Below are 26,478 nucleotides of genomic sequence, written 5' to 3' on the forward strand. Positions count from 1 at the left end.
TCATGGCAGTTCACGAGATCGGTAAAGGATTGCGCAATATTCCTTCGGAGGCCAAAGGCGCAGGAGGCAGCGAGTATATATCGTTTCGCGATGTCTGGCGTTTCCTGCAGCGCCACTGGGTGATCTTCGCACTGTTTATGGGGGCGGGCCTCGGTATCGGCGGGCTCTACATGGCAACGACCCAGCCGGTCTATCTTGCGACAACGCGGCTCGTCATGGACCCCGACCAAGGACGCATCGTCTCGCAGGATGCCTTTACCGGAACTGTCATCATCGAAGCGGCGGAAATTGCAAGCCAGGTCGAGATCGTCAAATCAGAGGCCACTGCGCGTGCCGTCGTGCAGAAACTCAACCTCACCGAAGATCCGGAAATCGTGGGCGGCATGTCCTGGCAAGCCGCCTTGCATGACAAGCTGCGTGCGCTCTTCAGCTATTTCAGGCATGGCGATGACGGCAGCGCCAAAGCAGAAACGACTGAGGACGACCTTATGCGCCGCACCATGGCGTCCTTCCTGTCGCGGGTCTCGGTCAATCGCGTCGGCCAGTCCTACATTCTCGAGATCGGGTACAGTTCGGTCGATCCGCAGAAGGCGGCCCAGGCGGCGAACGCAATTGCCGAAGCCTATATCAGCACGGGTCTTTCGGACCGCGCCTCAGCGGCACAGAGCGGCGCCCAATGGCTGGAAACACGTCTGATCGAAGTCGGACGGCAGGCGCGCGAAGCGGCAATGAACGTCGAAGAATTTCGCGCCAAGAACGGCATCATGGAAATCAGCACCTCCTCTTCTCTCGATCAGCAGCAACTGTCGGAGATCAGCAGTCAGGCAGTCGCAGCCAAGGCGCAAACCGCAGCGGAGTCGGCCAAGCTCGTCACGCTCAACCAGCTCATGTCAGGTGGCAAGGTTGAAGGCGACGTCGACGAGACGATAAACAATCCGCGCATACAGAAACTGCAGGAAGATCTCGGCGCTGCCACGATCAAGTTGAACAACCTTACGAGCCGGTATGATGTCGATAATCCCGCCATCATCGCCGCCCAGCAGGAAATCGATCGAATAAAGGGGGACATGCGTAAGGAATTCGAGCGCATCCAGGCGGTCTACAAGGCAAATCTGGATGTTGCCAAAACCCGCGAAAAACTTCTCAGCGACGAGTTGGCCTCGCTGAAGGACGCCGGAACAGACAAGAATCTGGCCAGGGTCGAGCTGTCGGAGATGGAAAGCCGGGCGACCACCTATCGCCGGATGTATGAAAGCATCCTGCAGCAGCTGATTGGCGCGCTGCAAAAGGAATCCTTTCCGCTTGGCAACGTTCGTGTCGTGACGGCAGCCGCCGTGCCGCTGGCAAAGACCTGGCCGAAATCATCCTTCGTATTGCCGTTCACGGCCATGCTTGGCCTTGCGGGCGGCGTCATGGCGGCACTTTTGCGCGATGGCCTGGATCGCCGCGTCAGCTCCAGCGAAAAGCTGCGGCGGGAATTGGGGATCAGCTCTCTCGGCCACGTTCCGGTCTATATGAGCCCATCCTTCCTGCCGGGAAGCATGGCAGTCGCCAATGCCGGCTGGCGACGAACCATGTTGCCGCTCAGATCCGTGCTCGATACGCCCTATTCGCAATTTTCCGAAGCCCTGCGCGGCGTCAAGCATTCGATCGACTCCGCCTTTCCGCCGAATGCGCCCATGGTCATCGGCATCACCTCGGTCGGCACCGGCGAAGGCAAGACCACGATCGCAACCAATCTCGCACAGCTCTACCAGCACGAGGGCGCATCCGTTGTCCTCATCGATGCCGACTTTCTCAACGCGAGGCTGAGCTGCGTCGTGACTGAGGCCGGCACGGAATTCGGCATGGAGGCGCTGAGCATCAACGACGTGCCGCGCCGCTATGCCGTTGCCCATGAAGGCGGCCTGCTCGTCGCGAAGGCCGAGCATGAGCCCGAGGCGGAGATCATGCAGGCGCATGGCGGCGTCCCGGTCGTCACCGTCGACGAAACCGAGAAATCCGTCACCACCTTTCAGCGCTATGGGCATCTGCCTGCGCTGAAGGCCGAGATCGACTTGCTGCGGCGGCGATACAAGGTTGTCATCGTCGACATGTCGGCATTCGAGGATTCTGCAGATACGCGCGTCATCTGCACCTATCTCGAGGGCATCGTCGTCGTCGTCGGACAGACGAACAAGATGACGGTCGAGAGGCTGTCGGACGCGCTGGCAAGTTTTGGCACGACAACGATCAATATCCTCGGCATCATCGCCAACCGCAGCCACGAGAGACGTCATCGCCAAGACAAGCGCTTTTGGCGTCGCAGACCGGAAAGGCGTCAGGTGCGTGCGTCTGCAAGGCGTCTTACCGGTCAGGTAACGGGACGTCCCATGAAGATCACGCTCGGTATTGCAAGCTCCGGCCGCCGCGATATCCTGTCGTCCATCCTCCCGCACGTTGCCAGCCAGACCCGCAAGCCGGATGAGATCGTCGTCTGCCTTTCTTCGCCGGAAGACATCGATCCGAGTTGCCTGCGAAATCTCGACATTCCCGTCCGGGTGCTTATCAGCGAGCGCGGGCTTTGCCGTCAGCGCAATCGCATCCTCGACAACATTCAGGATGCGGATATCGTCCTCTTCCTCGATGACGATTTTCTGATGACGCCTGCCTATCTCGAGGAAACTGAACGGCTGTTTCAGCTGCAACCCGATGTCGCCATGTGCACCGGCACCGTGCTGGCGGACGGCATTACCGGGCCGGGTATTTCCGTTCGCGACGGCTTACGTTTGGTCGACACCAAGCGTCGGCGGCGGTCGGAGCCCGCAATGCAGATTCGATCGGTTTACAATGCCTATGGCTGCAACATGGCGATCCGCATGGCCATCGTCAAAGCCGCAGCGCTGCGTTTCGACGAGAACCTGCCTTTCTACGGCTGGCTCGAGGATGTCGATTTCAGCAGGCTCGTTGCCCATTATGGCCAGGTTGTCAGCGTCAAGCAGCTCGAAGGCGTGCATCTCGGTACGAAAGGCGGCCGATCGGGTGGTGTCCGCCTCGGCTATTCGCAAATCGCAAATCCGCTTTATCTCATGCGCAAGCGCACCATGAGCGTGCCACAGGCAGTAATGCAGATCGGCCGCAATCTTGCATCCAACCTTGTCAAGGTCTGGCGGCCGGAGCCCTGGGTCGACCGCAAGGGCCGACTCAAGGGCAATGTCATTGCGTTTCGCGATCTGCTCAAAGGCAGGCTGGCGCCGCAAAATATCGAAGCGTTGGAATAGCCCAGTGGCGCGCTCACCCGATCTCGATCGCGTCGTCGTCATCAACGACCGCTCCGCCAGGATAGGCGGAGCGTCGAATCTGGCGATCCTTTCGGCCAGTTTGCTGCAGGATGCCGGGGTCGCCGTGACCTATTTCGCCGGCGATGTCGCCGGCTCCGAACAACCGGCGTCCGACACCATCAATCTGGCGGCACAGCCGCTGATGCAGCAGCCGCGTCTGAGCGCACTTGCGAGTGGCCTTTACAGCCGCCAGGCCCATGACGGCCTGAAGGCTCTGATGTCGCGTGTCGACACAAAGGGCACCATCTATCACGTCCATGGCTGGTCGAAGATCCTGTCTCCCTCGATCTTTCGGGCTTTGTGGCCCGTTCGCGACCGTGTCGTCTTGCATGCCCACGACTATTTCCTCTCCTGCCCGAATGGCGGATTTGCCAATTATCGCAGGGGCCAGGTCTGCCCTTTGACGCCGATGTCGCTCGGCTGTCTGGCGACGAATTGTGACAAGCGCGGCTATCATGAGAAGATCTGGAGATCGGCCCGCCATATGGTGCGGGAGCATTATTATCCGATCCAGCAATTTGCCGCCAATATCGTCGTCGTGCATCAGCGCATGCGCGATTATTTCGCCCGTGGGCAAATCGACATGGGCAACATGGAAATAATCCGCAATCCGGTCGAGCCTTTCCTCGATCATCCCACAGAGCCCTGGAGGAAGCGCGACTTCTTCTTTGTCGGCCGCCTGGAGCCGGAGAAGGGATTTGAGGACGCCGCGATCGCGGCACGGCTCGCCGGTGTGAAGTTGCAGGTCATCGGCGATGGCGCCGGCCGCACTCGCCTGGAACGGGATTTTCCGGAGGTCGTCATTCATGGCTGGAAATCCAAGGGCGAGATGCGGGACATCCTTTGCGACGCGCGTGCGCTCGTCGTTTCCTCCCGGGTGCCTGAGCCCTTCGGATTGGCGGCACTTGAGGCCGTGACAAGCGGCATACCGGTGATCTTGCCGGATACGGCGCTTCTCGGCGACGAACTCTCCATGCTCGGCTGCGGATCGACCTTTCAGAGCGGCAAGGTGGAAACGCTGGCAAGCGGATTACGCCGGCTTGCCAGCGATGACATGCTGCTTCGTCTGATGAGCGTGAATTGCCTCCGCCGGTCCAGGGAGATGGCTCACACCCCGGCATCATGGTGCGAGGCGCTGCTCGCCCTGTACGAGCGCGTTCTCGAACGTGCGAACGCCACCAGGACAACCGCTCGGTCGGCAGCGAAAGGCGATTTTTCAGCCGCCCATCGGCTGATCGATGAGGCAGGCTGAGGCTTGTGGGTAGCCCAGCGCTCGGCTCTCTACTCCAATGGGACTAGCCCAATGTCCCCAGGGTCAATTGTCAAGGATGAGGGCAGCTGGCAGCCTTTGAAGGAAGCATGATGATAGCGGTGAGGGGTTCGAAAGATGTTATCGACTTTTGACAGCGTTGCCCATCGCGAGCGATCCCGCCGCGAGGCGAGGCGGGCGGAACGGCACGGACGCGCCAAGCGTATCGTCGACGTTGTTCTCTCCGGGCTCGGGCTGTTGTTTCTGGCGCCGGCGCTGCTCGTCATTGCGATCGCATTGCTTCTGGTCGACGGTCGGCCCATCATCTATCGCCATACCCGTATCGGCCGCGATGGGCGCCAGTTCGAATGCCTGAAATTTCGCACGATGCGCAAGGATGCCGATCGGCAGCTGGCGGAGCTGCTTGCACGTGACGAGATGCGAAAGCAGGAGTGGCTGTCGACGCAGAAGCTGATGAACGACCCGCGCGTGCACTGGCTCGGAAAGTACCTGCGCATGAGCAGCGCCGATGAGCTGCCGCAATTGCTGAACGTTCAGCGCGGCGACATGAGCCTGGTTGGGCCACGGCCTGTCGTCGCCGCTGAGCTCGATCGCTATGGGGCCAATCTCTATTGTTATCTGGGGCTGCGGCCGGGCATCACAGGCCTCTGGCAGGTCAATCGTCACGCCGACACGACTTACGACGAGCGCATCCAATTCGATCTGGATTATTTCCACAGTCGCTCACTGCGTGCCGATTTTGCAATTCTCGCAAAAACCGTCGGTGTCGTGCTGCTCGCGCGCAACGAGAAAGAACGTCTCACCAAATGAAAAAGGCGGCTGCGGCAATCCAAACGACAAGGCAGAAGATCACCAGAATCCAGCGAAGCAAGTGTTTCTGGCGCAATCCACCCGGTTGTCCCGAGGCGATGCGATCATGGTTATCGTCTTTCATAAGCGGCTCTGCGTGGTGTTTCATGACAATTGCCGGCAAGCCCCTCTTCTATTACCGAGAATTTCGATTGGGCCCTGGTGTCCAGGGCAATAATTTCTCTGAAACAAAATCGAATAATTCCGGCACACCCCGCTCACAGGCAGCGTTTCATTACACGGAATCATGTCCTGAATGGGAACACTATAGATTTTATCTGGTGCAAGGCTGGAAACAATTGTGGATTATCATGTTAGATTTTAACGGAATTTCTCAACCGGGCGATGCGAAGGCTGGCTTTGCTCGTGTTTACTTGCCGCGACGGTGCGCTAATGGATAGCTTCCCGTTTCGCCCCAAACGCGCTGTCTGGATGGGCCTGCGCCATTGGCTGCGCTCCCGCATGCCTGCGATAATCGGCGACGGAGCGTCGACGCTCGTTTCGAAAGTCGTGTCGCAAGTCGTGCAACTGCTCATATTTCTTGTTGCCGCCCGCGTGCTGGAATCAGCCGAATTCGGCCTTTACGCGTTCAGCTCCGCCATCGTCGTCATGCTTGTCGTGATCGCGGAAGGCGGATGGGGCGAGTTCGTCATGAAGGCCGAGTGTACGGATCGGGAGCTCGACCAGATCGGCACGATTTCGATCGTCGCCGGCGTGCTCGTCACGATCGCCGGGCTGCTTGGCGCCGCCATTGCCTGGCTCTTTTTCAGCCGGCCGCACGAGGCGCTGCTCCTCGTTCTCTTCAGCTGCTGGTTCTTGCCGTCGTCGCTTTATGCGGTTTACGACGGGCTGTTGGTCGCCCGGGGCCTGTTGCGCAAGCAGGCCGCTATCCGGATCGCGAGCGAGATCGCCGGACTCTGCATGACGCTGCTGGGGCTGTGGCTCGGCTGGAACGTGTTTTCGCTCGCGGCCGGCCGGCTCGTCTCGCAACTGGTCTGCCTTGCGGGCTCGGCGGCGGTGCTCGCCTGGCGCCCGAAGCTCTACCTGACCTGGCCCTTCGCGCGTGAGATTCTCGAATTTTCCAGCCACATCCTGTCGAACCGGCTGATTCTCTTTCTGCGCTCCTATTCGGGAACGCTCGCGATCGGCAGCTTTCTCGGCCTTGCCGAGGCGGGCTATTATCGTGTCGCGGAGCGCATCGTCGCGGCATTTTCCGAACTTATTGGCGAGCCGGCGCGAATGCTTGCCTGGACGCTGTTTCGCCGGGCGGCGATTGTGGTTGGGGTGGACGGAAAGCAAATTCGAGACGCCGGCCCCGCCGCAACCGTTTTCATGACGGTTCTCATGGCCATTTCCACGCCGATCTATCTCGGCCTTTCGCTGATATCGCCCGATCTGATCGACATCGTCCTCGGTGAAAAATGGGCGCCTGCGGCGATACTCGTGGCGATCCTGTCGATAAAGCAGATCCTGTTGATGCCGGGTTACGTCACGGAAGCCCTATTGTCCCTGTCAGGCAATATCAGGCGCATGCCTCCCACCCTGCTGCTGAACGCCGTGGTCGCCGTCGCGCTGATCCTGCTTCTCGCACCTTTCGGCGTTGTCGCTGCGGCCTGGGGCCAATGCGCGGCGTCGCTGATCTCATTCTTCACCTCGATGCATCTGCAAAGGAGCTATGGCGGCCTTCGCTGGGGGCGTGTGCTGCGCAAGAGCGGCTATGTCGGGGTCGCGGTCGCGTTGATGGCGTCAGCGGTGTACGGGCTCGGCTATTTCGCCGGATCGCTCAGTATGCAGCGTGTGCTGACCGTATTGCTGCAGGTGGTCTCGGGCGGCGCAATCTATGTCTGCACGCTCCTGGCTCTCGAGAAGATGAGCGGAGGCGCGGCTTCGATTCTATCGGGCAGACGATGATCGGCGACGATTGGATAGGTCAAGATTGGGGGATGCAAGATGACAGCTTCGTTGTGGTCCAATTCGTCGTGGTCAGCGCATGCGCGTGCAGCTTTCAAGGGCGCCGCGCAGACGGCCGCCCAGGGGCTTTCGCCACTGCGCCTGGCCAGAGGACGGCTGAACTACCTCCTGCCCTTTCCACGGCGGTTTACAGGCGCCTATGACACCTATGAGGCTGCCATGGCTGCCGCCCGCAGGCAGACCATGGCCGGTTACGATCACGAGGAGATCGCAACCGTTGCATTCGCCAAAATGTGTGAGGTGATGCCCTGGGATTATCCGGTGCTGTTCTGGGTGCGCAACCTGCTGCACGAGATCGATGGGCTCGTCGATGCGGGTGGGCATATGGGCACGAAATATCGCGCCTTTCGCCCCTTGCTGCCGCTCGATGGCGCATTTCGTTGGGTCGTCTACGATCTGCCGGCCATAGTCCGCGCCGGGCAAAGCCTTGCCGAAAAGGAAGGCCTGACGAGCTTGTCCTTTGTCGACCGGATCGGAGACGCCGGCGAGGCGTCATTGCTGCTTGGATCGGGGCTGATGCAATATCTCGATACCCCGTTGTCCGGCCTGTTGTCGCAAATGCCCTCCCGGCCGCATCATCTAATCCTCAACAAGGTTGCGCTCCGCAAAGGAAGCAGCATCGTCACGCTCGAACGCATCGGCAGATCATACGTGCCCTACCAAATGCGTAACGAGGCGGATTTCATCGGCGACATCGCAAAACTCGGCTACAAGCAGGTCGATCGCTGGTCCATTCCCTCCCTGTCGCATGCCATAGACACCCACCCGGAGCTCGGCCGCAGCGAGAGCGCCGGTTTCTATTTCCGGCTGGGTTAGAGCAATTCCAGGAAAAGTGCCTAGCGGTTTTCCGTCCGGAATTGCGTAAAAACAAAGGGCTAGAGCATTTTCGCAATTCGAGGAAAAACGAAAAGGCTCTAGCCATGCTGGAGCGATAGGTCCGCCTCGCGCAGATCGCGTGTGCGCGATTGTGCGGCCGCATGTCGTTGCTTCAGGTGGTCGGCAAGGCGGATCGACAATGCAAGCAGCATCAATGTCGGATTGGCGTGGCCTGGCGTCGGAAACACCGAGCTGCCTGCAATGAACAAGCCATCGATGCCGTGAACCATGGCATCGATGTCGACAACGCTTGTTCGCGGATCGGTTCCCATGCGGGTGGTGCAGGAAGGATGGGCCATATCCATGAAGACGGGCAGGGTGCCTTCCTCTGCAGCGATCCAATCCGGCAATTGCGGTGTAGGTAAGCCAACGCGAACGAACTCATTCGCGATCAGGCCTGCCAATCGTTTGACGCTGTCTATTTCGCGCTGGCCAATCTTCCAGTTGATGCGCGGCAATGGCTGATCGAACCGGTCGCGCTGTTCCGTGAGCGTGATGCGGCTTTCGGGATTGAGCTGTTGTTCAACCATGACGTCGAAACGCAGTTCGGTCGAGCGATGCGGCAGGCCGCGCTTGCGCACAAGGCGATCGTAGAGGCCGGAGGTGATCATGCCGGCCGACCTTGCGACCGTCACCAGATCTCCCTTGACGGTCTGGCCTGCCCCCTTCGTCAAGCGCTTCAGCGCCGCCCAGGGATCGTCCTGGGCATGGATCTGCACCGGATAGGCGGCGCAGTTGGTAAGGCCCTCACGCGCCTGGATATCCAGGCTCAAGGACAGGCCCCTGAGATAGAAATGCGTATGCCCTTCATGGCTGAGGCCATAGAAATTGAAGTGCCGTGCGATGGCGTCGATATCGCGTCCTGCAAAGCGGCAAAGCGACGTGCGGGGGTGGTCGCAGAGATAGCGGCCGACGACATCGTGCTTGTTGCCTATGCCCGCGGGCAGCAGAGCACTCGACGCAAGCAGGAGACGTGCGTTTTCGACGCCGCCGCCGCAAAGAACGACCGTGTCTGCATGGGCAGTTGCGCTCCGGCCGATCGGGCTCCGGAGGTCAAGCGAGGTTACTCTGCGGCCCTGGCTGTCGACATTGATCCCGGTCACCGTGGCATGCGTCAGAAAACTTACGTTCGTGGCCGCGATATCGCCAGCAAGTCGGGCGAACCGTGTCGGCTCGGCACGCGGATGGCGCATGTGACTGAATTGCCAGAAGAAGGGCTTGAGCAGCTGCTTGTCCAGACCGAGATCGTCTGGACGCGAATGTAAGAGCGCAAAGAGGCTTTCATCATACAGATTAGGCCCGAGGTTGAGCATTTTACCGGCACGATCGAGTGCAGGCAGCAATTGATCGCGATCGATCGGCCAGCCGGAAAGCGGCAGCCAAGGCCGCTCAAGGAAATCGACGTCATCGAAAGCGGCGCATTTGCCGATCCAGGTGTGGCTGCTGCCGCCCAGCATGCGATTTCGCAGCTCAAATGCCGGAATATCGTTCAGCCATGCCAGTTTGCCGGTATAGCCCCGCCCTTCAGGCACGGCATTCGCCGAAACGAAAGGCTCGCCAATGCTTTCGACACAGTTCAGCGCTTGAATCTCGGCCTCGTAATCGCGGCCACCGCTTTCGATCACAAGGACGCGTATCCGCGTATCCGCAAGCTCGCGTGCGATCGCGATTCCGGCCGGCCCACCGCCGATAATCGCGATATCGGCATGTATTTCAATCCCTTCCGGCATAGATCTCAAGTCACGGTTCATCATGGTCGTTTTCCCGCTCGTTTTCCCATTTTTTACCAGCATCGCGAGAGCGCGGATAATTGTTCGATTGGCATAGACGGGGACGATATCTACCGATTTCGTATAGGTGATCTGATCGGTTCCGATGTTCCTTTCAGTCGGAAGTCCATGCTGAAAATGCGACGCTCACAGGCTAGGCTCTCCAGCAAATGCCGAGTTTCCTGGGGAGCGAAAATTATGGCCAAGGTGGGGTTACGGGAGTGGTTGGCGCTCGCGCCGGTGTTTGCCTCAGGCAAGTTGGCGCGGTACAGCGACGAGACCGGTGGCCCGCTGGGACGCTTCGAAGCCGATTTCTCGACCAAGTTCGGCGTGCGCCATACCTTGACCACGAGCAGCGGAACCGGCGCCCTGATTTCGGCGCTGGTTGCCGCCGGCGTCGGACCTGGTGATGAAGTGCTCGTGCCGGCCTATACCTGGATTGCAACTGCCGCTGCGCCGCTGGCCGCCGGTGCTGTGCCTGTCCTGGTCGATATCGACCACACGCTCACCATGGACCCGCAGGATATCCTGCGCAAGATCACACCGCAGACCAGGGCAATCATTCCGGTCCATATGTCGAACATGGTGTGCGACATGGACAGCATCATGCGGATCGCCCGCGAGAACAATCTCGTGGTTATCGAGGATGCATGCCAGGCCGTCGGATTGCGCTACAAGACCAAGCGCGTCGGGACGATCGGCGATTTCGGTGCCTTCAGCTTCAATCAGTTCAAGAACATCAATTGCGGAGAGGGTGGGGCTGTTGTCACCAACGACGCGCGGCTGTTTGCACGCGCCCGCATGTATCACGACATCGGCTCCATGTTTCGCGGCCATCTCGACAATGCCAACGAACCGCCCATGCTGGGGGTGAATTTCAAGGCGAGCCAGATTCAAGGCGCCATGTTGAACGTACAGCTGAAGAAGCTCGATCCGATGATTGGCCGAATGCGCGAGCGCTACGATGTGATGAGCGAGATCTTCGCCAAGAGCGCGCAGATCATGGTTGGCCCCCACAACGATGTCGGCAACGCCGCTGGCCTCCACGTCATCTTCGAGACCTCGGAAGAGGCCAAGCGATTTGCCGAGGAAAACAAGCGCGGCGTCTATCGGCTCTTCGATTCCAGCCGCCACGTCTACACCAACTGGCAACCTATTCTGCAGCAACGCACCGGCCATCCGGCGATGAACCCGTTTCACTGGACGGATCGGAAGATCGAATATACGCCGGAACTTTGCGCGCAGACACTCGATATCCTGAAGCGCAGCTGCCGTATCAGCCTGGGTGAAAATTATCCCGTCGCAGTGGTCGCCTATATGGCCAGGCGGATGTCGCGGCAGGCCAAATCGAAGAATGCTAATCTCTTCTACGCAACGATCTGACATGGAAAATATCGGGCCTGACACAATCGATGTCTGGCACTGGAAGCTGGACATGCCGCTACCGGATCTTGGCATGTACATCACGTTGCTGTCGCTCGACGAATGCGTTCGGACGATTCGCTTCGTCCATGATCGCGACAGACATCGCTTCGTCGCCGCCAGGACCGGAATGCGGGTGATCCTCGGGCGCTATCTCGGCATTCCACCGCGGTTGATCGGCTTCGACTATGGCGATAACGGTAAGCCTTTCGTTACGATAGGCGGTGTTTGTCCTATCCGTTTCAATCTCAGCCACAGCGCCGATCTGGCCGTGCTTGCCGTCTCCGATCGTTATGAACTCGGCGTCGATATCGAGGAAATTCGTTTCCTGAAGGAAGATATCGCGAAATGGTTCTTTTCCCGCAAGGAGTATCAGACGCTTCGCTCCCTGCCGGCTGACGGCTACCTGGATGGTTTCTATCGCTGCTGGACGCGAAAGGAAGCGTTCATCAAGGCCCATGGTGCAGGGTTGTCGCTGCCGCTCGACAGTTTCGATGTCACCTTCGACAGACCGGGGCAATCACGATTGGAGCGGCTGGAAGGGGACGAGGACGCACCGCGAAACTGGGCCATCCTGGAGCTTGCGACGCCGATCAATTTCGCCGGCGCCGTCGTTGCCTCGACCGGTGGACATGAGGTGTGCCTGCGCTATCGCGACGGGGACATCAGTCAGATGGTCAGCCGCGCATCGAGAATGTAGCGCCCGTCGGTGGCGTCGAAATGATGGCAACCATGGAGCCCGGCTTTGAAGGCTGGCGTGATGGTGCGGATGCGGCGCTCGCAATAGTCGTCGAGGGTGAGCTTCTCGATCTCCATGATGTTCAAAGCATAACCATAGATGCCGTGCGCATTGTGTTGCGACGGCCGCAAGAGCCTGCCATCACGCTCGAAGATGCGCCCGGCGCCTCGCGCCTCGGTGCTGCCGATGACGACCGGATTTCGCTTATGGGCTTTTATGCCCGTGAGCGACGGGCCGTCGACCTCGAACAGATAGAGTTCGCTGCAATGATCTTCATAGGCGTGGAAATCCGACAGGTTGGTGAATAGCCACCATTTGCCATCGTGGCGGATCAAAACGCTATCGGCCGGCGATTGGCCTTCGAAGGCGGTGGCATGGAGCTCCCATTTCAGCGGAAACTCAGTGCAGCGCCAGACCTCCAGCCGCCGTGCCTGATGCGTTTCCGGTATCATGAAGATCTGGTCACCATCGCGAAATATGAAAGGATAGGAGAGATGGTAGGGGCGCTCCAGCGCGACCCCGACCTGTGTGAGCACATCGCCGTCGAAGCGACCGACCTCGATATGCGCCTTGCGGTCGCCATGGGAATAGGCCTCGTAGAACAGGTAGCATTTCCCCTCCTGCTGAAACAGGAAGGGATCGGCCTTGATGCTGTTGTCGGAAGGCGGAATTTCGACGGCCTTGCTCGGGTCGAAATCATCGATATGGCCGAGACCGGTAAAGAGCGTCCACATGGCAGACTCGGCGCGGAGCTTGGTTCTGACCGATCTGAATGCCTTGACCGAGACTGATCCTGCGACGATGCAGCCGTAACGGAAGAGGTTGCCGAGTGATGGTGCCTGATCGGCAATCGTGCCGACGAGCGTGGATGGATTGAACCGCCTGGTATCGGCGAGCCGCGCCAGTTCCCGCAGCAGAAGGGTAACGCTTCGCTCGCGCACGAAGGCACTCAATCTCGCTGCGCTCGGCTTGATGTTGAACGACGCGCGCGCAAGCTCGAGCCTGCCGGCCTTGTCGCCGCTCTTCGCATAGAGGACCAAATCTGCGGTGGGCGCGCGGGCGAGCACCTCGGCATAGCCGAACCAATCGACATCGGCCGATCGCCGATCGGAGAGATTGAAGGCCCACTCTCCGAATGGGAGGGCAGCGATTGCGTCGTCGGACATGCTCTTTGGAACCGTGCGGATGACAAGATCCAGCTTCAGGCGGCGCAGCGATGCCGCCGTGATGTCGTCGTCGGAATCGTAGCAATCGATGAAGTGACGCCGGCTATTGAAATGCTTCGGCGAATAGGCGGGTTGACGGGCAAGAGCCCTGGCCTCCAGCCGTGCGCTCCAGGATAATAGTTTCGAGGCCTTGGCGTCGCCGAACGGACGGGGATGGGTCAGCACGGCTGCAAGCTCCAGACCCGGGGCCGCCAGAATTCGGTCCAGGATCATCAGCTCCCAGTTCTCGAGCGCATGTCCGCGCGCGACGAGAATGCCGACCCTCAATGGCTTGGTCTCGTTCATGACTGTTTCCTCTTATGGCTCTGCTCCTTCCCGGACATCGGTCCGGGACATTCGCAGCCACCTAGCCGTCGGCGAGTTTTCCCGAGAGTGTCGACGCCAGGTCGCGGATACCGTTGCTGGTCAGCGAATCCTCGTGCCAGCCGTCGATGTCGACCACCATGCAGTCCTCTCCGACCGCATCACCCCATCCAAAGCGCAGTTTGCGCGCCCGAGGATGGGTCGCGCTGCTTCTAAGCAGGACGACGCTGCGATCGCTCGTTTGCGGCGGCTTGTAGCGACGCGCTGCCGTCACCAGCAGTTTGGTCACGGCCTCGTTCGTTTCCTCTTCAGCCGAGTACTGACCGGCCTTGACGCCGAAGATCCTCAAAAGCCACAGGGAGGCTTCGAACTCCTTGAGGTAATCGATCAGCCGGATACGGCGGGACAGGAGTTTTCGAGTGAAATAGGCAAGGCGCTTGCGCCGCCGTTCGCGGTTCCATCGCGCCTGCTCCCGCTTGGGCAGGGAAGTGAAATAGCCCGGAGCCCAGGCGTCGATGATGGCCGTGACGCCGACATCCATGCCTCTTTCGCGCAGCTGACGGCTGATTTCCATCGCCAGGACGCCATTGACGCACAGCCCCACGATGGCAACACGCCCGACTGCCTTGTCGATCCGCATGGCATCGATTGCATGACTGGCGATATCCTCGATGCGGAGACGGTCCAGGCCGCTTTTCAAATCCGCATGGAACATGTTGACATTGTATACCGAGGTCCCCTCGGGCAATTCATTGGCAAGCCGGTAGTACAGGAATGGATGGTTGAGGGTATAGACCGCGCCGGTCCCCGAGCCATGCTTGCAGGTGATCAGTTCCCACGGGTTTTCTACTTTTTCGGGCGGCTTCTCGCCCTCCTCGCTATCGAAGATCGCCGCTGCAAAGCCCGCAAACGTCGGCTGCTTGAATAGAAGCTGCAATGTCGGGCTTGCATCGAATCTTGCGCGTGTTTCCGATAGTAACCGGAGCGCGAGAAGCGAGTGGCCACCGAGCGCGAAGAAATCATCATCCGGGCGTATTTGCGGAACCTGTAAGACTTCTTTCCATATTTCAGCAAGCGCTTCCATTCGCGTATTCGTCGGCGATTTGCTTGCGACGGCGCCATCCATCGGCGCAGTCTTGGCGGAAGCTGCCACGTGCCGTTCCGGCGCAACGAGCGAAGAAAGCGACGCCTCAGGGCGATCGAGAGCAATTTCATAGGCGTTCCTCCATAGTTGCAGGAGGCTTTCGATGGTGCTGGCTTCGAACAAGTCGGCATTGTATTCGATCGACATGCGCCAGCCGGTCGGCCGTCCGATCATGATGAAGCTGAGGTCGTAGATGACGCCGGGGGATTGCGAGGGCGAACTGATGAGCTCGAAGCCGCCATAGCGGCGATCCTCGAGAAAGGCCTTTTGCAGATTGAAGTTGACGGAGATCAGCGGGTTACGCGCGGGATCGCGTACCGGATTGACCAGTTCCACGAGCTTGTTGAACGGCATACGCTGATGGTTCAGCGCCCCTTCGATCGTCGTGCTGACGGACCGTATATGTTCGGCAAAACTGACATCGGACTTGAAATCGAAACGCAGTACCAGGTTGTTGATGAATACGCCGATCATGTCTTCCAGATCGCTGTGTTCGCGACCGGCGATCTGCGATCCGAAGAGAACGGTGGGCGCCAACGTCAGACGATGGAGCGCCGCACTGAGGACTGCGGCCCCGAAACTGTATTGCGAGACGCGATGCGCGCGCGCGGCCGCATCCATGCGATCGGTGAAGGCAAGCGGCTGGGCGATGGAAAGAATATCGCCGCGATTGGTTTTGACCTGGCCGCGGGGCCGATCGGAGGTAACCTCGAAATAGGGCGCGCCAAGCAACGTTTCTCGCCAGAAGTTCTTTTCCGTCTCGAAACCGTAGCTTTGCAGGTACTCCTGTTGCCAGAGGGCATAGTCGCCATATTGCAAAGGCAGCTCGGGCAGAAGCGGCGCACGTCCCGCGTCGATCGCTGCTGCTATTTCGCCAACCTCTCTCCCAAGAACGCGGATCGACCAGCCGTCGAAGCAGCTCTGATGAGCCGTAATCAGCAGGAAGCCACGCTCGTTTTCGGCCATCAGCAGGGTGACGCGGAATAGACCCGGCGTGCCGAGATCGAAGGGCGCCTGGGCGGTCTCCTCGCCGATCGACAAAATCCTCGCCTGGCGCTGCTCCGGCGGCATGCCGCGAAGATCGATCACCGACATCTTGAAATTGACGTCGCTGACGGCCTGCTGGAAGGGCCTGCCGCTTTTCTCGATGAAGCGGGTTCGAAGTATCTCGTGGCGCTGAATTATCTTTCGAAAGGCTGCCTCAAGGGTTGAGACCTTGAATGCGCCGCGGATCTCCCATCGGACAGCGACGTTGAGCGCCGGATTGCCGGGATTGAGCTGATCGAGAATCCAGCAGCGCAATTGCGTCTGGGTACAGGGAAATTCGCCGATGATCTGCGGTTCGGCAATCGAACCGCTTGGACTGTTGTCAACTGTACTCATAGAGATGCCCCCAGGCCTCGGCGTGCGCCGTTACGAAAATCTCGCAGTGATGGAACGTGAAGCCGCACGGGATCAGACAGATCCTCTCCTTGAGCTTCGGCAAAGGCCGCCAGTGCGGCAATCGTCGGATGGCGTAGCAGATGCTTTGCCTCCAGCGGCAGCTCGTTGTCGCGCATGCGGGCTGCGATGCGGAATATGGCAAGCGAGTCGGCGCCGAGCGCGTAGAGATTGTCGTCGACGCCGATATCGGCAAGGTTCAGGACATCCTGCCAGATCGTCAGCAGTCGCTGTTCCATCTCGGTTTTTGGCTGGACCCTGGTTGGCGCGGTTCCGCGCTGCGGCACGCCACGCTGCTGCAAGGTCTTGCGGTCGAGCTTCCCGTTGGTGGTCTGCGGCAGCTCGCTTTCCATCACCCAGAAGCTCGGTACCATATGCGCCGGTAGATTGGCTCTGGCATGCGCCGCGATATCGGCCGCGAACGCATCGCCGCCGCCTGCAGCCGGCACGATATAGCAGACCAGGGAACGATCGCCCTTGGCATTCTCGGCGACGACGGTCGCACATTGGCGCACGCCTTCGACCTTGGAGATGACGGCCTCTATGTCGCCGAGTTCGATGCGGAAGCCGCGCAGCTTGATCTGCTGGTCGCGCCGTCCGAGCAGTTGCAGCGAACCGTCCGCCAGCCGCCGTCCGACGTCACCCGTCTTGTAGAGGCGCATCGGTCTGCCGATGGCAAAACAATGCGGCACGAAGGCTTTCTCGGTGAGATCGAGACGGTCGAAATATCCTTCCGCAAGCCCATCGCCGCCGATATGCAGCTCGCCGATCACGCCGACCGGTGCGACATTCTCGCTCTGGTCGAGGATGAAGAGCTGGGTATTGGCGATCGGATGACCGATCGTGATCGGCTGATCGGCATCCTCGATGCGCTGCAGCGACGACCATATCGTCGTTTCCGTCGGGCCGTACATGTTCCAGAGTTCGCCGCCGATCTGAAGCAGGGAGCGCGCCAGTTCCTTCGGCAAGGGCTCGCCGCCGCAGAGCATTTTCAGCGCCGGCCGGTCCTTCAGGCCGGCCTCGACCAGCATCTGCCAAAGCGTCGGCGTTGCCTGCAAGACCGTGGCCTCGTGGTCGCAGACGAGCTTTGCAAGCGCAAAGCCGTCCTGGACCTCGCTACGGCTGGCGATGACGACCTTTCCGCCTGAAATCAGCGGCAGGTAGAGCTCCAGTCCCGCAATGTCGAACGAGATCGTCGTGACAGCGACCAGCGTATCTTCTGCGCCAAAGCCCGGTTCCCTCGCCATCGAGAGAAGGAAATTCGTCAGGGATCGATGCGAGACCTCGACGCCCTTCGGCATGCCGGTCGAACCGGACGTGAAGATGATGTAGGCAGACGCGGTGGTATCGACAGGCAGGGTCTTCAGGGGAAGACCGGTCATCGAGCTGATTGCCTTGGCATCCTTATCGAGCCGGATGACGGAAATATCCGACGTCGCAAGCCGAGCCATGTCATCGTTGTCGCAGATCAGGCCGTGGATGCGAGCAATATCCAGCGTCTGCAGCAGGCGCGGTTCCGGATGAGCCGGGTCCATCGGCACGTAGGTATGTCCCGCCTTCATGACGGCGAGCAGGGCGACGATCATGTTCAAGGAGCGTTCGATCAGGATGGCGATGCGCTGACCTGGATCGGGAAGCGCCATCTGGAGATAGAGGGCCAGCTGGTTCGATCGCGTTTCCAGTTCGCCATAGGTAATCGACTGGCCGTCATGTTGAGCCGCGATAGCATTCGGCTGTCCGGTTGCCCGTCTGGAGAAGAGCGAGAAGACGAATTGATCGTGATCGTAGGGCATTGCCGTCCGATTGAGATCGTCGACCAGCCAGGATTTTTCCTCCCCCGAAAGCAGCGAGAGCTCGCTGACCTTGTGATCCATGTCCTTGGCAAGGGTGGTCGCCAGTGTCGAGAAATGGCCGATCCATCGCTCCACGGTCGCGCGGTCGAAGACGTCGGCATTGTAGTCGACGTCGATGCGGATGTGATCGGCCGCCTCGATCATGTTGAAGAACAGGTCGAAGTTGGAAAATGCCTTTGCGTTCGGCTCCATGGCCGGCTTCAGATCGCCGAAGGATGATCCGCCGGCCATGCGCTCGAGATTGAACTGGATTTCGGTGAGCGGCAGGCGGCGCGGATCGCGCTTGGTATCCAGTTTGCGCACCAGCGTGCCGTAGGTGTAGTCCTGATGCTCAAAGGCCTGGAAGACGAGCTGCTGCGTTGCCTTCAGATGGGCAGCAAACGGCTCCGTCAGCGATACCGCCTGACGCAGCGGCAGCAGATTGACGCAATGACCAACGAGGATCTGACCGTCGAGCAGGCTTTGACCGGCCGAGGGAATGGCGATGACGATATCGTCCTGGCCGGACAGTCTCGATATCAGCACCTGGAGGGTCGCAAGCAGCGTGGAAAATAGCGTGGCGCCTGATTTCGCGCCCCTTTTCTTCAGCGCCTTGTAGACGTCGGCACCGATATAGCCGGTGCAGCTTCCGCCGGCGAAGCTGCGATATTCCGGACGCGGGCGATCCAGCGGCAGGTCGGGAAGATCCGGAACCGTCTTGAACTGATTGAGCCAGAATTGCTCGGTCGCCTGCGATTTCTCCGGCCTCGGAGAAAGGTCGGTCGAATAGGTGGCAAAGGAGAGGGCCGGCTGGAATTCCGGAGCATTGCCGGCCTTATGGGCCTCGTAGGCTGTCGCCAGCTCTTCGACGAAGGTGTTGATCGACCAGCCGTCGCAGATGATGTGATGGGCCGTGAACACCAGTACATGCTTTTCCGGCGCCAGCTTGACGATGCTTGCGCGAACGAGAGGCCCGTTGATCAGATCGAAGGATGTACGGGCCTCATCGTCGATGATGTCGGCAAGGCCCTTCTCATCGACGCCCTCGAGGATCGGCAGGTCGAGCTTGAAATCCGGGATGAACTGGAAATGCTCGCCGCCGCGGTCGAAGCGAATATGAAACGCATCATGGCGCGCAATAATGGTGTCGAAAGCCTTCTGCATGGCCTTTTCATCCAACTGCCCTTCCAACGTCAGCGAGAAGGATTCATTGAACGAACAGGAGGCTTCGTCGCCCGCTTGGGCTGCAAGCCATATTTCCGTCTGCGCTTCCGTCAACGGTGCTGATGCAGGCCGTGCGACAGATGCCTCTATCGGCATTGCAGGTTGAGATGGCTCTTTGATCGCCGTGAATATGCCGACGCCCTGCATCGCATCGAGACTGTCGCGGAAGGCCTTCGCGATGAAGCGGAAATCATCCTCGCTATGGGCCGTCGTCAGGAAGCAAGGGTAGCCGTCCTGTATATGGACGCCATTCAGCCGCATCTGGGCATAGAACAGCGCACCAAGCGGGTCCTGGCTGGAGAAGTCGGTGGCAAACCAGCTCTTGTAGCCATGTACGACATCGGCGATGCCGCGCCTGACGAGATCGGCCCTGATCTCCGCGACGAGTGCCTCCGTTCGCTCGGCAACACGGTCATAGAGGGCAGCGCCCTCTCCCTTGATGTGGTGCAGCACGGCCTCCGCGGCGGCAAGCACCAGCGGATGACGCACAAAGGTGCCGGCGAAGAATGTCGGAGCCGTCATCGGAACGGAGCTGTCCCCATAGGCCCAATGACCGCCGTCGAGCGCATCCATGAAGCGCGGGCTGCCGACCAGTACACCGATCGGCATACCGCCGCCGACGACCTTGCCATAGGTTGCCATGTCACCCTTGATGCCCCAGATCGCCTGCATACCGCCCGGATCGACGCGGAAGCCGGTGACGACTTCATCGAAGACGAGTGCGAATTCGGATTGGGTGGCAATGTCGCGCAATTCTCGGACGAAGTCGCGCGGCTGCAATTCCGGATGGCGGCTCTGGATTGGCTCGATGATGACGGCTGCTATATCGGCTGCATTGGCGCGGATGAAATTCAGGCTCTCCGGCGCACCGTAGCGCAGGACCGTCATGTTCGACACGGAGGCGATCGGAATGCCGGAGGCAACGGGCAGGGCAATCGGCTTGTCGGCGCGATTGCGGCCCTTGACCAGAACTTCGTCGAACTGGCCGTGATAGTCGTTAGCAAAAACGACGACTCGATCGCGGCCGGTGACGGCGCGTGCAAGCCGCATCGCGGCCATGACGGCTTCCGAACCGGTGTTGCAGAAGGTCACCCGATCATGGCCGGTCACTTCGGCAATCATCTTGGCGACATCGCCGGCAAGCGGCGTCTGCGGGCCAATGGCAAATCCGCGGTCGGCCTGAGCCTTGACGGCGTCGATCACGAAATCGGGGGCATGGCCAAAGGCCGTCTGCCCGAAGCCGTTGACCAGGTCGACATACTGGTTGCCATCAATATCCCAGATGTAGGCACCCTTGGAATGGTCGCAGACGATCGGGAACACCATCTCCTTCCAATCCGCGCGGAAGCCCGATGCGGAGCGGGGATCGGCCAGATGTCCGCGATGATCCTGCGTGAAGGTCTTGGATTTGGCGTTCTTGGCCTCATAGGCCTTGGTGAGATTGGCGATGAAATCCTGCTTGGCGGCCGAAATCTCCGAGGTCACGCTCTTGGCGTTCGGACGGTAGAGCTTGATGCGCTCCGTGCCGAAATCGCCTTCCGCAGGTGCTGCGGCGACGGGAGGGGACGAGGGCTGGCTTGCCGCAGCTTGCGGCGCCGGCAAGACGGGCGCTACGGGCAGCGTGCTTGGCGCCACGGGCGCTTGAGCGCTGCCCTGCATGGCCTGCAGCATCAACAGCTGTTGGGAAAACAGCGTTTGCGCCATCTGGATCTGCGATTGCAGCACCGTCGCAAGATCCGATGCCGCTGCCGGCATTGATGCAACTTGCGGAGCAGGCGCCATGATTGGCATTGGCGCCGCAGGCGGCATGGCCGGTATCGATACGGTGGCGACGGGGGCAGCGGGCAATGGTTCGGTCGCCTTCACCGCATCCGGCGGCATTTGCCGATCGAGATGAACAGCCAGATCGGCGACGGAAGGAATATCGCTCAGCAATTCCCGAAAGGAGATCTTGACCTTGAAGTCTTTCTCGATGCGCTGCGCAAACTGGCCGACGAAGAGGGAATCGAAGCCAAGCTCCAGGAAAGTGGCTGCGCGCTCATCCGGCCCAAGCGTTTCGCCCGACATGTCGCTGAGCAAGGTCAGAAGAGCCGTTTCCAATTGCGGCAAACGGCTGGCGGAAATGGGTGCGGCAACATTCATTGCTCGATTCTCCCCGTTGAGGTTGACATCAGAGACGGGAGGTTCGGCTTTCGGCCGATTGTCCGTTTCGGCATTGAGACGTTGGTTCGAGGCGCGGCGTGCGGATGGCGGAGCATCGATCCAGTGGCGCTGCCGCTGGAAGGGATAGGTTGGCAGGGACAGCAGCTGCCGGGCCGCCGATGGAAGAGCTGGCCAGTTGAGGCGGCAGCCCGCCATCCACAGCTTGCCATGAGCCTCGGCAAGTGTTGCCGCCGCCGCGGATGCCCGATCATGTTCGGGCAGGGTTTGCACGACGGCGGCAAGACCGTCGCGCGCGATCGTCTGGGCGGCAAAGACCGACAGTGTGCGCCCCGGCCCCACTTCGAGAAGAACCGGCTTGCGATCGCGGCAAAGCGTTGCCAACCCATCCGCAAAGCGGACTGCGTCGCGGCAATGCATGGCCCAATAATCGGGTGATGTTGCCGATTCCGCAGTCTGCCAATCGCCGGTGACGCCCGAGATGAAAGGTATGGTCGCCGTACCGTAGGTAACCTTCTCCGTCTCCTGCCGTAACGCCAGCGCTGCGTCATTCATCATCGCGGAATGAAAGGCGTGCGATGTGTGCAGCCGGCTGAACGCGATCTCCGCTTCCGAAAGCGCCCCGCAAACAGTCTCGATATCGGCAAAGGGACCGGAGATGACGCAGAGTTTCGGCGCGTTGATCGCAGCGATCTCCACCTCGCCTCGCAGATAGGAGGCGGTCGTTGCGGCATCGGCGCGAACGGACACCATCGCCCCGTGTGGCTGATGCTGCATCAACCGTCCGCGATTGGCGACCAGACGCAACCCGTCCTCGAACGAAATGACGTTGGCAAGCGTGGCGGCAACGAATTCGCCAACGCTGTGACCGATCATGGCATAAGGCCTGACGCCGCGGCTGAACCAGAGGCGAGCAAGCGCATATTCGACAAGATAGAGGCAGGGCTGGGCGATCCGCGTTTCGCGCTGCTCGTCGGTGATGGCCTGCGTCGCGGTGCCGGTGTGGCAGATATAGTCGCGCAGATCGAGCCCCAGCGTCATTTTCAGAAGCTCGGAGCCGCGGTCGATCCAGCGGGCGAACTCCGGTTCCGAACGGTAGAGCCCGGCACCCATGCCGACATATTGCGCGCCCTGGCCGGGAAACATGAAGGCGACCGACGGCTGATCGGCGGCGACGAGAGGCTGATAGCTGTCCGTGGTCAGCTTGAGGATCGCTTCCTCGACGTTTTCGGCCGCGATTGCCAGCCGGTGACCGAATTCGCGCCGTCCGGTTTGCAGCGTGTGAGCAAGCTGTGCGACCGAAAGCATCGGGTTTTCGGCGAGGTGGTTACTCATATTGGCGCGCATCTCGGCAAGTGCCGGCTTGTTGCGAGCCGAAAGAGGCAGGATGTATTGGCCCTCTACCTCTTTCGAATTAGCCGTGGGGTAGGGGGGCTCCTCCAGAACGACATGAACATTTGTTCCGCCTACGCCAAAAGCGCTGACACCTGCCCTTCGCGGTCCTCCCTTCGGCCAGTCGATCGCTGTCTTTGGGATGTAGAAGAAGCTTCCTTCGAGGTTGATGCGCGGATTGGGCTGTTGGTAGTTGGGCATCGGCGGGATCTTCCCGCTGCGTAGGGCCAGCGCCGCCTTGATGAGGCCTGTCACGCCCGCCGCCGCGTCCGTATGGCCGATGGTGCCCTTGACCGATCCAAGCGCGCAACTGGCCGAACCCGGCGCATCTTGCGCGAAGGCGCGCGTCAACCCATTGAATTCGATGGGATCGCCAAGCGGTGTTGCGGTTCCGTGGCATTCGATGTAGCCGATGGTCGAGGGGTCGACGGCCGCATTGGCGAGAGCTGTCGCAATCGCCTCGGCCTGACCTTCCACGCTCGGCGCCGTGAAGCCGACCTTGTCGCTGCCATCATTGTTGATGCCGTAGCCGCGAATGACTGCATAGATATGATCGCCATCCTTGAGCGCATCCTCATGGCGCTTCAGGAGAACGACGCCCGCCCCGCTTGCAAACACCGTTCCGGCAGCTTGGGCGTCGAACGGCCGGCAGGTGCCGTCAGGTGAAGCCATGCCGCCTTCCTGGTAGATGTAGCCCCTCTTTTGCGGAATGGTGATCGAGATACCGCCGGCAAGTGCCATATCGCAGCTATAGGTCAGGAGATTCTGACAGGCCTGCGAAACGGCGAGCAGCGAGCTTGAGCATGCCGATTGCAGAGTGAAGGCAGGGCCGCGCAGATTGAATTTATAGGCGACGCGCGTGGCCAGCGTATCGTTGAGTGCGCCCACCAGTTCGTGGAAGCAGCCGATCTGGTAGTTCGAGGTAAATTCCTCCGCCTTTGCCCGGTCGTGCAGGACGTTGTTGATCAGATAGGTCGGCATGGAGGAGCCGGCGAAAACCCCGATCAGGCCGGGATGGCGCTGCGGATCGTAACCGCCGTCCTCGAGGGCTTCCCAGCATATTTCCAGAAAGATCCGGTGTTGCGGGTCGGTGACCGCGGCTTCGCGCGGGAACATGCCGAAGAATTCGGCGTCGAACATGTCCGCGCCGTCGAGATGCGGTCTTGCGGCGACATAATTCGGCTGAGCCCGTTCCTCGTCGGTAAACGCGTCTTCGATCTCGTCCGGGGAAAAAAGCGAAAAGGCATTCCTTCCCTCAAGCACGAGCTGCCACAGCGCCTGCACCGAGGGAGCGCCGGGAAAACGGCCGGACATGCCGACAATGGCGATGTGCCCGGACGTTTGCTCGCCCAGGTCCTCATTGTCCTCGACATCACGCTGTTTGCCATTCTCCTGATGATTCCCTTTCATAGGGAGCTCCTGCGGATATGAGAAATCGCCTTCTTCTGCAGCGCTGCCCGCTGAGCGGCGGCGGCAATGCGGGTCGGGCCGGGGGTGCGCCCATCCAGATGAAGCGCCAGTTCACGAATTGTCGGGTGCCGCAGCAACGCAACCACATCGATCGCGCGGCCGAGCGCCTCTTCGAGACCCGCGTGAATTTCCATCAGCTGCAGCGATGTGCCGCCGAGATCGAAGAAGTTCCTGTCGAGATCGACGCTTTCAAGAGCCAATGCCTCTTGCCACAGGGTCGTCAGCAGCTCTTCGGTGCGGCTCCTGATGTCCGTCGGCTTCGTCTGGGCTTCGACCGGGGGAGGCAGCAACTTCGAGCGATCGACCTTGCCGGCGGCCGTCAGCGGCAGGCTGTCGACGATGACGGCGGCATTCGGGATCATATAGGCCGGAAGTGCCGCGCGCAGTGTCGCCATGACGCCTTGCGCCAGATCTGCGCCAGCGCCCACATGGCTTTCCTTCGGGCATAGATAGGCAACGATGCGTTTCAGGTTCTCTCCCTGGGTGTGGCAAAGCACGATGCCGTCGGCAAGGCGTGGATCGCGCCTGAGAGCGGCTTCGATCTCATCGAGTTCGATGCGCTTGCCGTTGATCTTGACCTGCCGGTCGCGGCGTCCCTTGAAGGTGACGGTGCCGTCGGGCTTTAGGCAGGCGACGTCGCCCGTCAGATAGAAACGCGTGCTGCCGTCTTTCGTGTCCACGCTGACGAATTTCTGCTCCGTCAGTTCCGTACGCTTGAAATAGCCGATGGCAAGGCCATCGCCCGATATCGCCAGTTGACCTTCAATGCCGGGTGGAACGGCGCGCAATTCCTCGTCCAGTATCGCGATGCCGGTATGAGCAATCGCCTTGCCGATCGGCAGCTCCGCGCCTGAAAAGCTCGGCAGGACCTGGAAAGCGGTGGCAAAGACCGTCGTCTCGGTCGGCCCATAGGCATTGGTAAGCCTGCAGCCGGGATGGTGTTCCAGAAAACGCCGGGCGTGAACGGCCGAACCGACGTCGCCTCCGAAGAGGATATGCCGAAGCTTCGGCAGGGATGCGCGGGCATGGTCGGCAAAGAGATTGAAAAGTCCTGTCGTCAGGAAGGAGATGCTCACATCCCTTGCTTGCATGAAGTCGACAAGGCGCGAGATGGAGAAATCGGTGTCGGGCATGATTGCCAGGGTGCAACCATTGAGAAGCGCGCCCCAGATCTCGAATGTCGCTGCATCGAAGGAAATGGTGGCAGTGTGGAGGACGACGTCGTCGCGGCGGAAATCGACATAGGTCTGATCGAGAACGACCCTGGCAATGCTGCGATGGCAGATCATCGTTCCCTTGGGGCGTCCGGTCGAGCCGGACGTATACATGACATAGGCAAGATCACCGCCCGTTATCTCGATGGTGGGCATGCCAGCGCCGGGCCGAAGCGTCATCTCGGTGATGATGGCATCCGCTTCGATGACCTTGCCGTTCATGCTCGGCACGCTGGCCAGCTTTTCGCCATGGGCGGAGTCGACGAAAATGACCTTCGGAGCACATTCCGCGATTACGAAATCGAGGTGCTCTACGGGAAAGGCCGGATCGAGGGGGAGATAGGCGCCGCCTGCTTTCAGAATGGCAAGTGTACAGATGACCGCATTGACGCTGCGCGGCAGAAAGAGGCCGACGATATCGGCCTTGTGGACGCCGATCCTGATCAGATGCAGCGCCAGCGCGTCGGATATGCGATCAAGATCGCGATAGTTGATACTGATATCGCCGAAGACAAGGGCCGTCGCCTGCGGTGCTGCCCTAGCCCGGTCGCGCAGCATCCGATGAAGGCAAAGATTGCGATCGTAATGCATGGTTGCTGCGCCAATTGCGTCTGCTTGCGCCTCGCGGTCAATCATCATCGCTCTCCGGGTTGTCCTGCGGCTGACGACGGCATGATGCAAGATGCTTCATCGTCCACCGCAGAATTCCACGCTCAGGCAAAAGCACCAGCTGGTCATTGGGATGATTATCTTCACCACCGAAAGTCGTAAGTCACAAAGGTGCGTAGCCAATTTGTCGGAGAGGTCCGATATGGCGGGCGAAACCCGGCCAAAAGCATTAGCGCATGCCGGCCGCG

At 60.2% G+C, this 26,478-nt stretch carries 13 protein-coding genes; 7 read left to right on the forward strand and 6 right to left on the reverse strand.

The genetic code is table 11. From position 1 onward, the window contains the following. Window positions 1-2: 2 nt before the first annotated feature. The 3 genes from ACIQWP_RS20590 (at window position 3) to ACIQWP_RS20600 (ending at window position 5,400) form a co-directional block, all read left to right on the forward strand. Window positions 3-3,260: a glycosyltransferase gene (locus ACIQWP_RS20590; protein ID WP_402791321.1), complete on the forward strand. Its 3,258-nt coding sequence runs from the start codon at window positions 3-5 to the stop codon at window positions 3,258-3,260. A 4-nt stretch (window positions 3,261-3,264) separates the two neighbouring features. Continuing rightward, window positions 3,265-4,572, forward strand: a complete 1,308-nt coding sequence (locus ACIQWP_RS20595) for a glycosyltransferase family 4 protein (protein ID WP_402791324.1) — start codon at window positions 3,265-3,267, stop codon at window positions 4,570-4,572. A 135-nt stretch (window positions 4,573-4,707) separates the two neighbouring features. Beyond that, the gene (locus ACIQWP_RS20600) at window positions 4,708-5,400 is read left to right on the forward strand and encodes a sugar transferase (protein ID WP_402791327.1); all 693 of its coding nucleotides are present in this window, start codon (window positions 4,708-4,710) and stop codon (window positions 5,398-5,400) included. Here the strand turns inward: ACIQWP_RS20600 and ACIQWP_RS20605 are convergent. Then, window positions 5,390-5,563: a hypothetical protein gene (locus tag ACIQWP_RS20605; protein WP_402791330.1), complete on the reverse strand. Its 174-nt coding sequence runs from the start codon at window positions 5,561-5,563 to the stop codon at window positions 5,390-5,392. The genes ACIQWP_RS20600 and ACIQWP_RS20605 overlap by 11 nt on opposite strands. Window positions 5,564-5,901: 338 nt before the next feature. Between ACIQWP_RS20605 and ACIQWP_RS20610 the strand changes: the two genes are divergently transcribed. After that, window positions 5,902-7,350, forward strand: a complete 1,449-nt coding sequence (locus tag ACIQWP_RS20610; RefSeq protein ID WP_402791333.1) for an oligosaccharide flippase family protein — start codon at window positions 5,902-5,904, stop codon at window positions 7,348-7,350. 39 nt (window positions 7,351-7,389) lie between these two features. Next, window positions 7,390-8,226, forward strand: coding sequence for a methyltransferase, TIGR04325 family (locus ACIQWP_RS20615; RefSeq protein WP_402791336.1), 837 nt, complete (start codon window positions 7,390-7,392; stop codon window positions 8,224-8,226). 98 nt (window positions 8,227-8,324) lie between these two features. Here the strand turns inward: ACIQWP_RS20615 and ACIQWP_RS20620 are convergent, their stop codons facing one another. Then, window positions 8,325-10,040, reverse strand: coding sequence for a GMC oxidoreductase (locus tag ACIQWP_RS20620; protein WP_402791339.1), 1,716 nt, complete (start codon window positions 10,038-10,040; stop codon window positions 8,325-8,327). A 213-nt stretch (window positions 10,041-10,253) separates the two neighbouring features. On the opposite strand from ACIQWP_RS20620, the gene ACIQWP_RS20625 reads away from it, so the two are divergent. Together ACIQWP_RS20625 and ACIQWP_RS20630 are read left to right on the forward strand one after the other, a co-directional pair. Continuing rightward, on the forward strand, window positions 10,254-11,438 hold the full coding sequence (locus ACIQWP_RS20625) for a DegT/DnrJ/EryC1/StrS family aminotransferase (RefSeq protein ID WP_402791342.1): 1,185 nt from the start codon (window positions 10,254-10,256) through the stop codon (window positions 11,436-11,438). Between the two features lies 1 nt (window position 11,439). After that, a complete protein-coding gene (locus tag ACIQWP_RS20630; RefSeq protein ID WP_402791345.1) occupies window positions 11,440-12,177 on the forward strand; it encodes a 4'-phosphopantetheinyl transferase family protein in 738 nt (245 codons plus the stop codon). On the opposite strand, the gene ACIQWP_RS20635 is transcribed toward ACIQWP_RS20630, so the two are convergent. The 4 genes from ACIQWP_RS20635 to ACIQWP_RS20650 all read right to left on the reverse strand — a co-directional run bounded on the left by ACIQWP_RS20635 (window position 12,147) and on the right by ACIQWP_RS20650 (window position 26,257). Beyond that, entirely contained in the window at window positions 12,147-13,727 is a 1,581-nt protein-coding gene (locus tag ACIQWP_RS20635; RefSeq protein ID WP_402791348.1) for a hypothetical protein, read from the reverse strand. The two genes, ACIQWP_RS20630 and ACIQWP_RS20635, sit on opposite strands and share 31 nt — an antisense overlap. 61 nt (window positions 13,728-13,788) lie before the next feature. Continuing rightward, window positions 13,789-16,272, reverse strand: a complete 2,484-nt coding sequence (locus tag ACIQWP_RS20640; protein ID WP_402791351.1) for a condensation domain-containing protein — start codon at window positions 16,270-16,272, stop codon at window positions 13,789-13,791. Then, complete coding sequence (locus ACIQWP_RS20645; RefSeq protein ID WP_402791354.1) at window positions 16,269-24,347, reverse strand: amino acid adenylation domain-containing protein; 8,079 nt, start codon at window positions 24,345-24,347, stop codon at window positions 16,269-16,271. Before ACIQWP_RS20645 ends, ACIQWP_RS20640 begins: the two co-directional genes overlap by 4 nt. After that, a complete protein-coding gene (locus ACIQWP_RS20650; protein ID WP_402791356.1) occupies window positions 24,344-26,257 on the reverse strand; it encodes a non-ribosomal peptide synthetase in 1,914 nt (637 codons plus the stop codon). The genes ACIQWP_RS20645 and ACIQWP_RS20650 overlap by 4 nt, the downstream gene beginning before the upstream one ends. Window positions 26,258-26,478: the final 221 nt, after the last annotated feature.

Origin of the sequence: Rhizobium sp. NPDC090279, assembly GCF_044769665.1 — a bacterium.
Classification (GTDB): Bacteria; Pseudomonadota; Alphaproteobacteria; order Rhizobiales; family Rhizobiaceae; genus Rhizobium.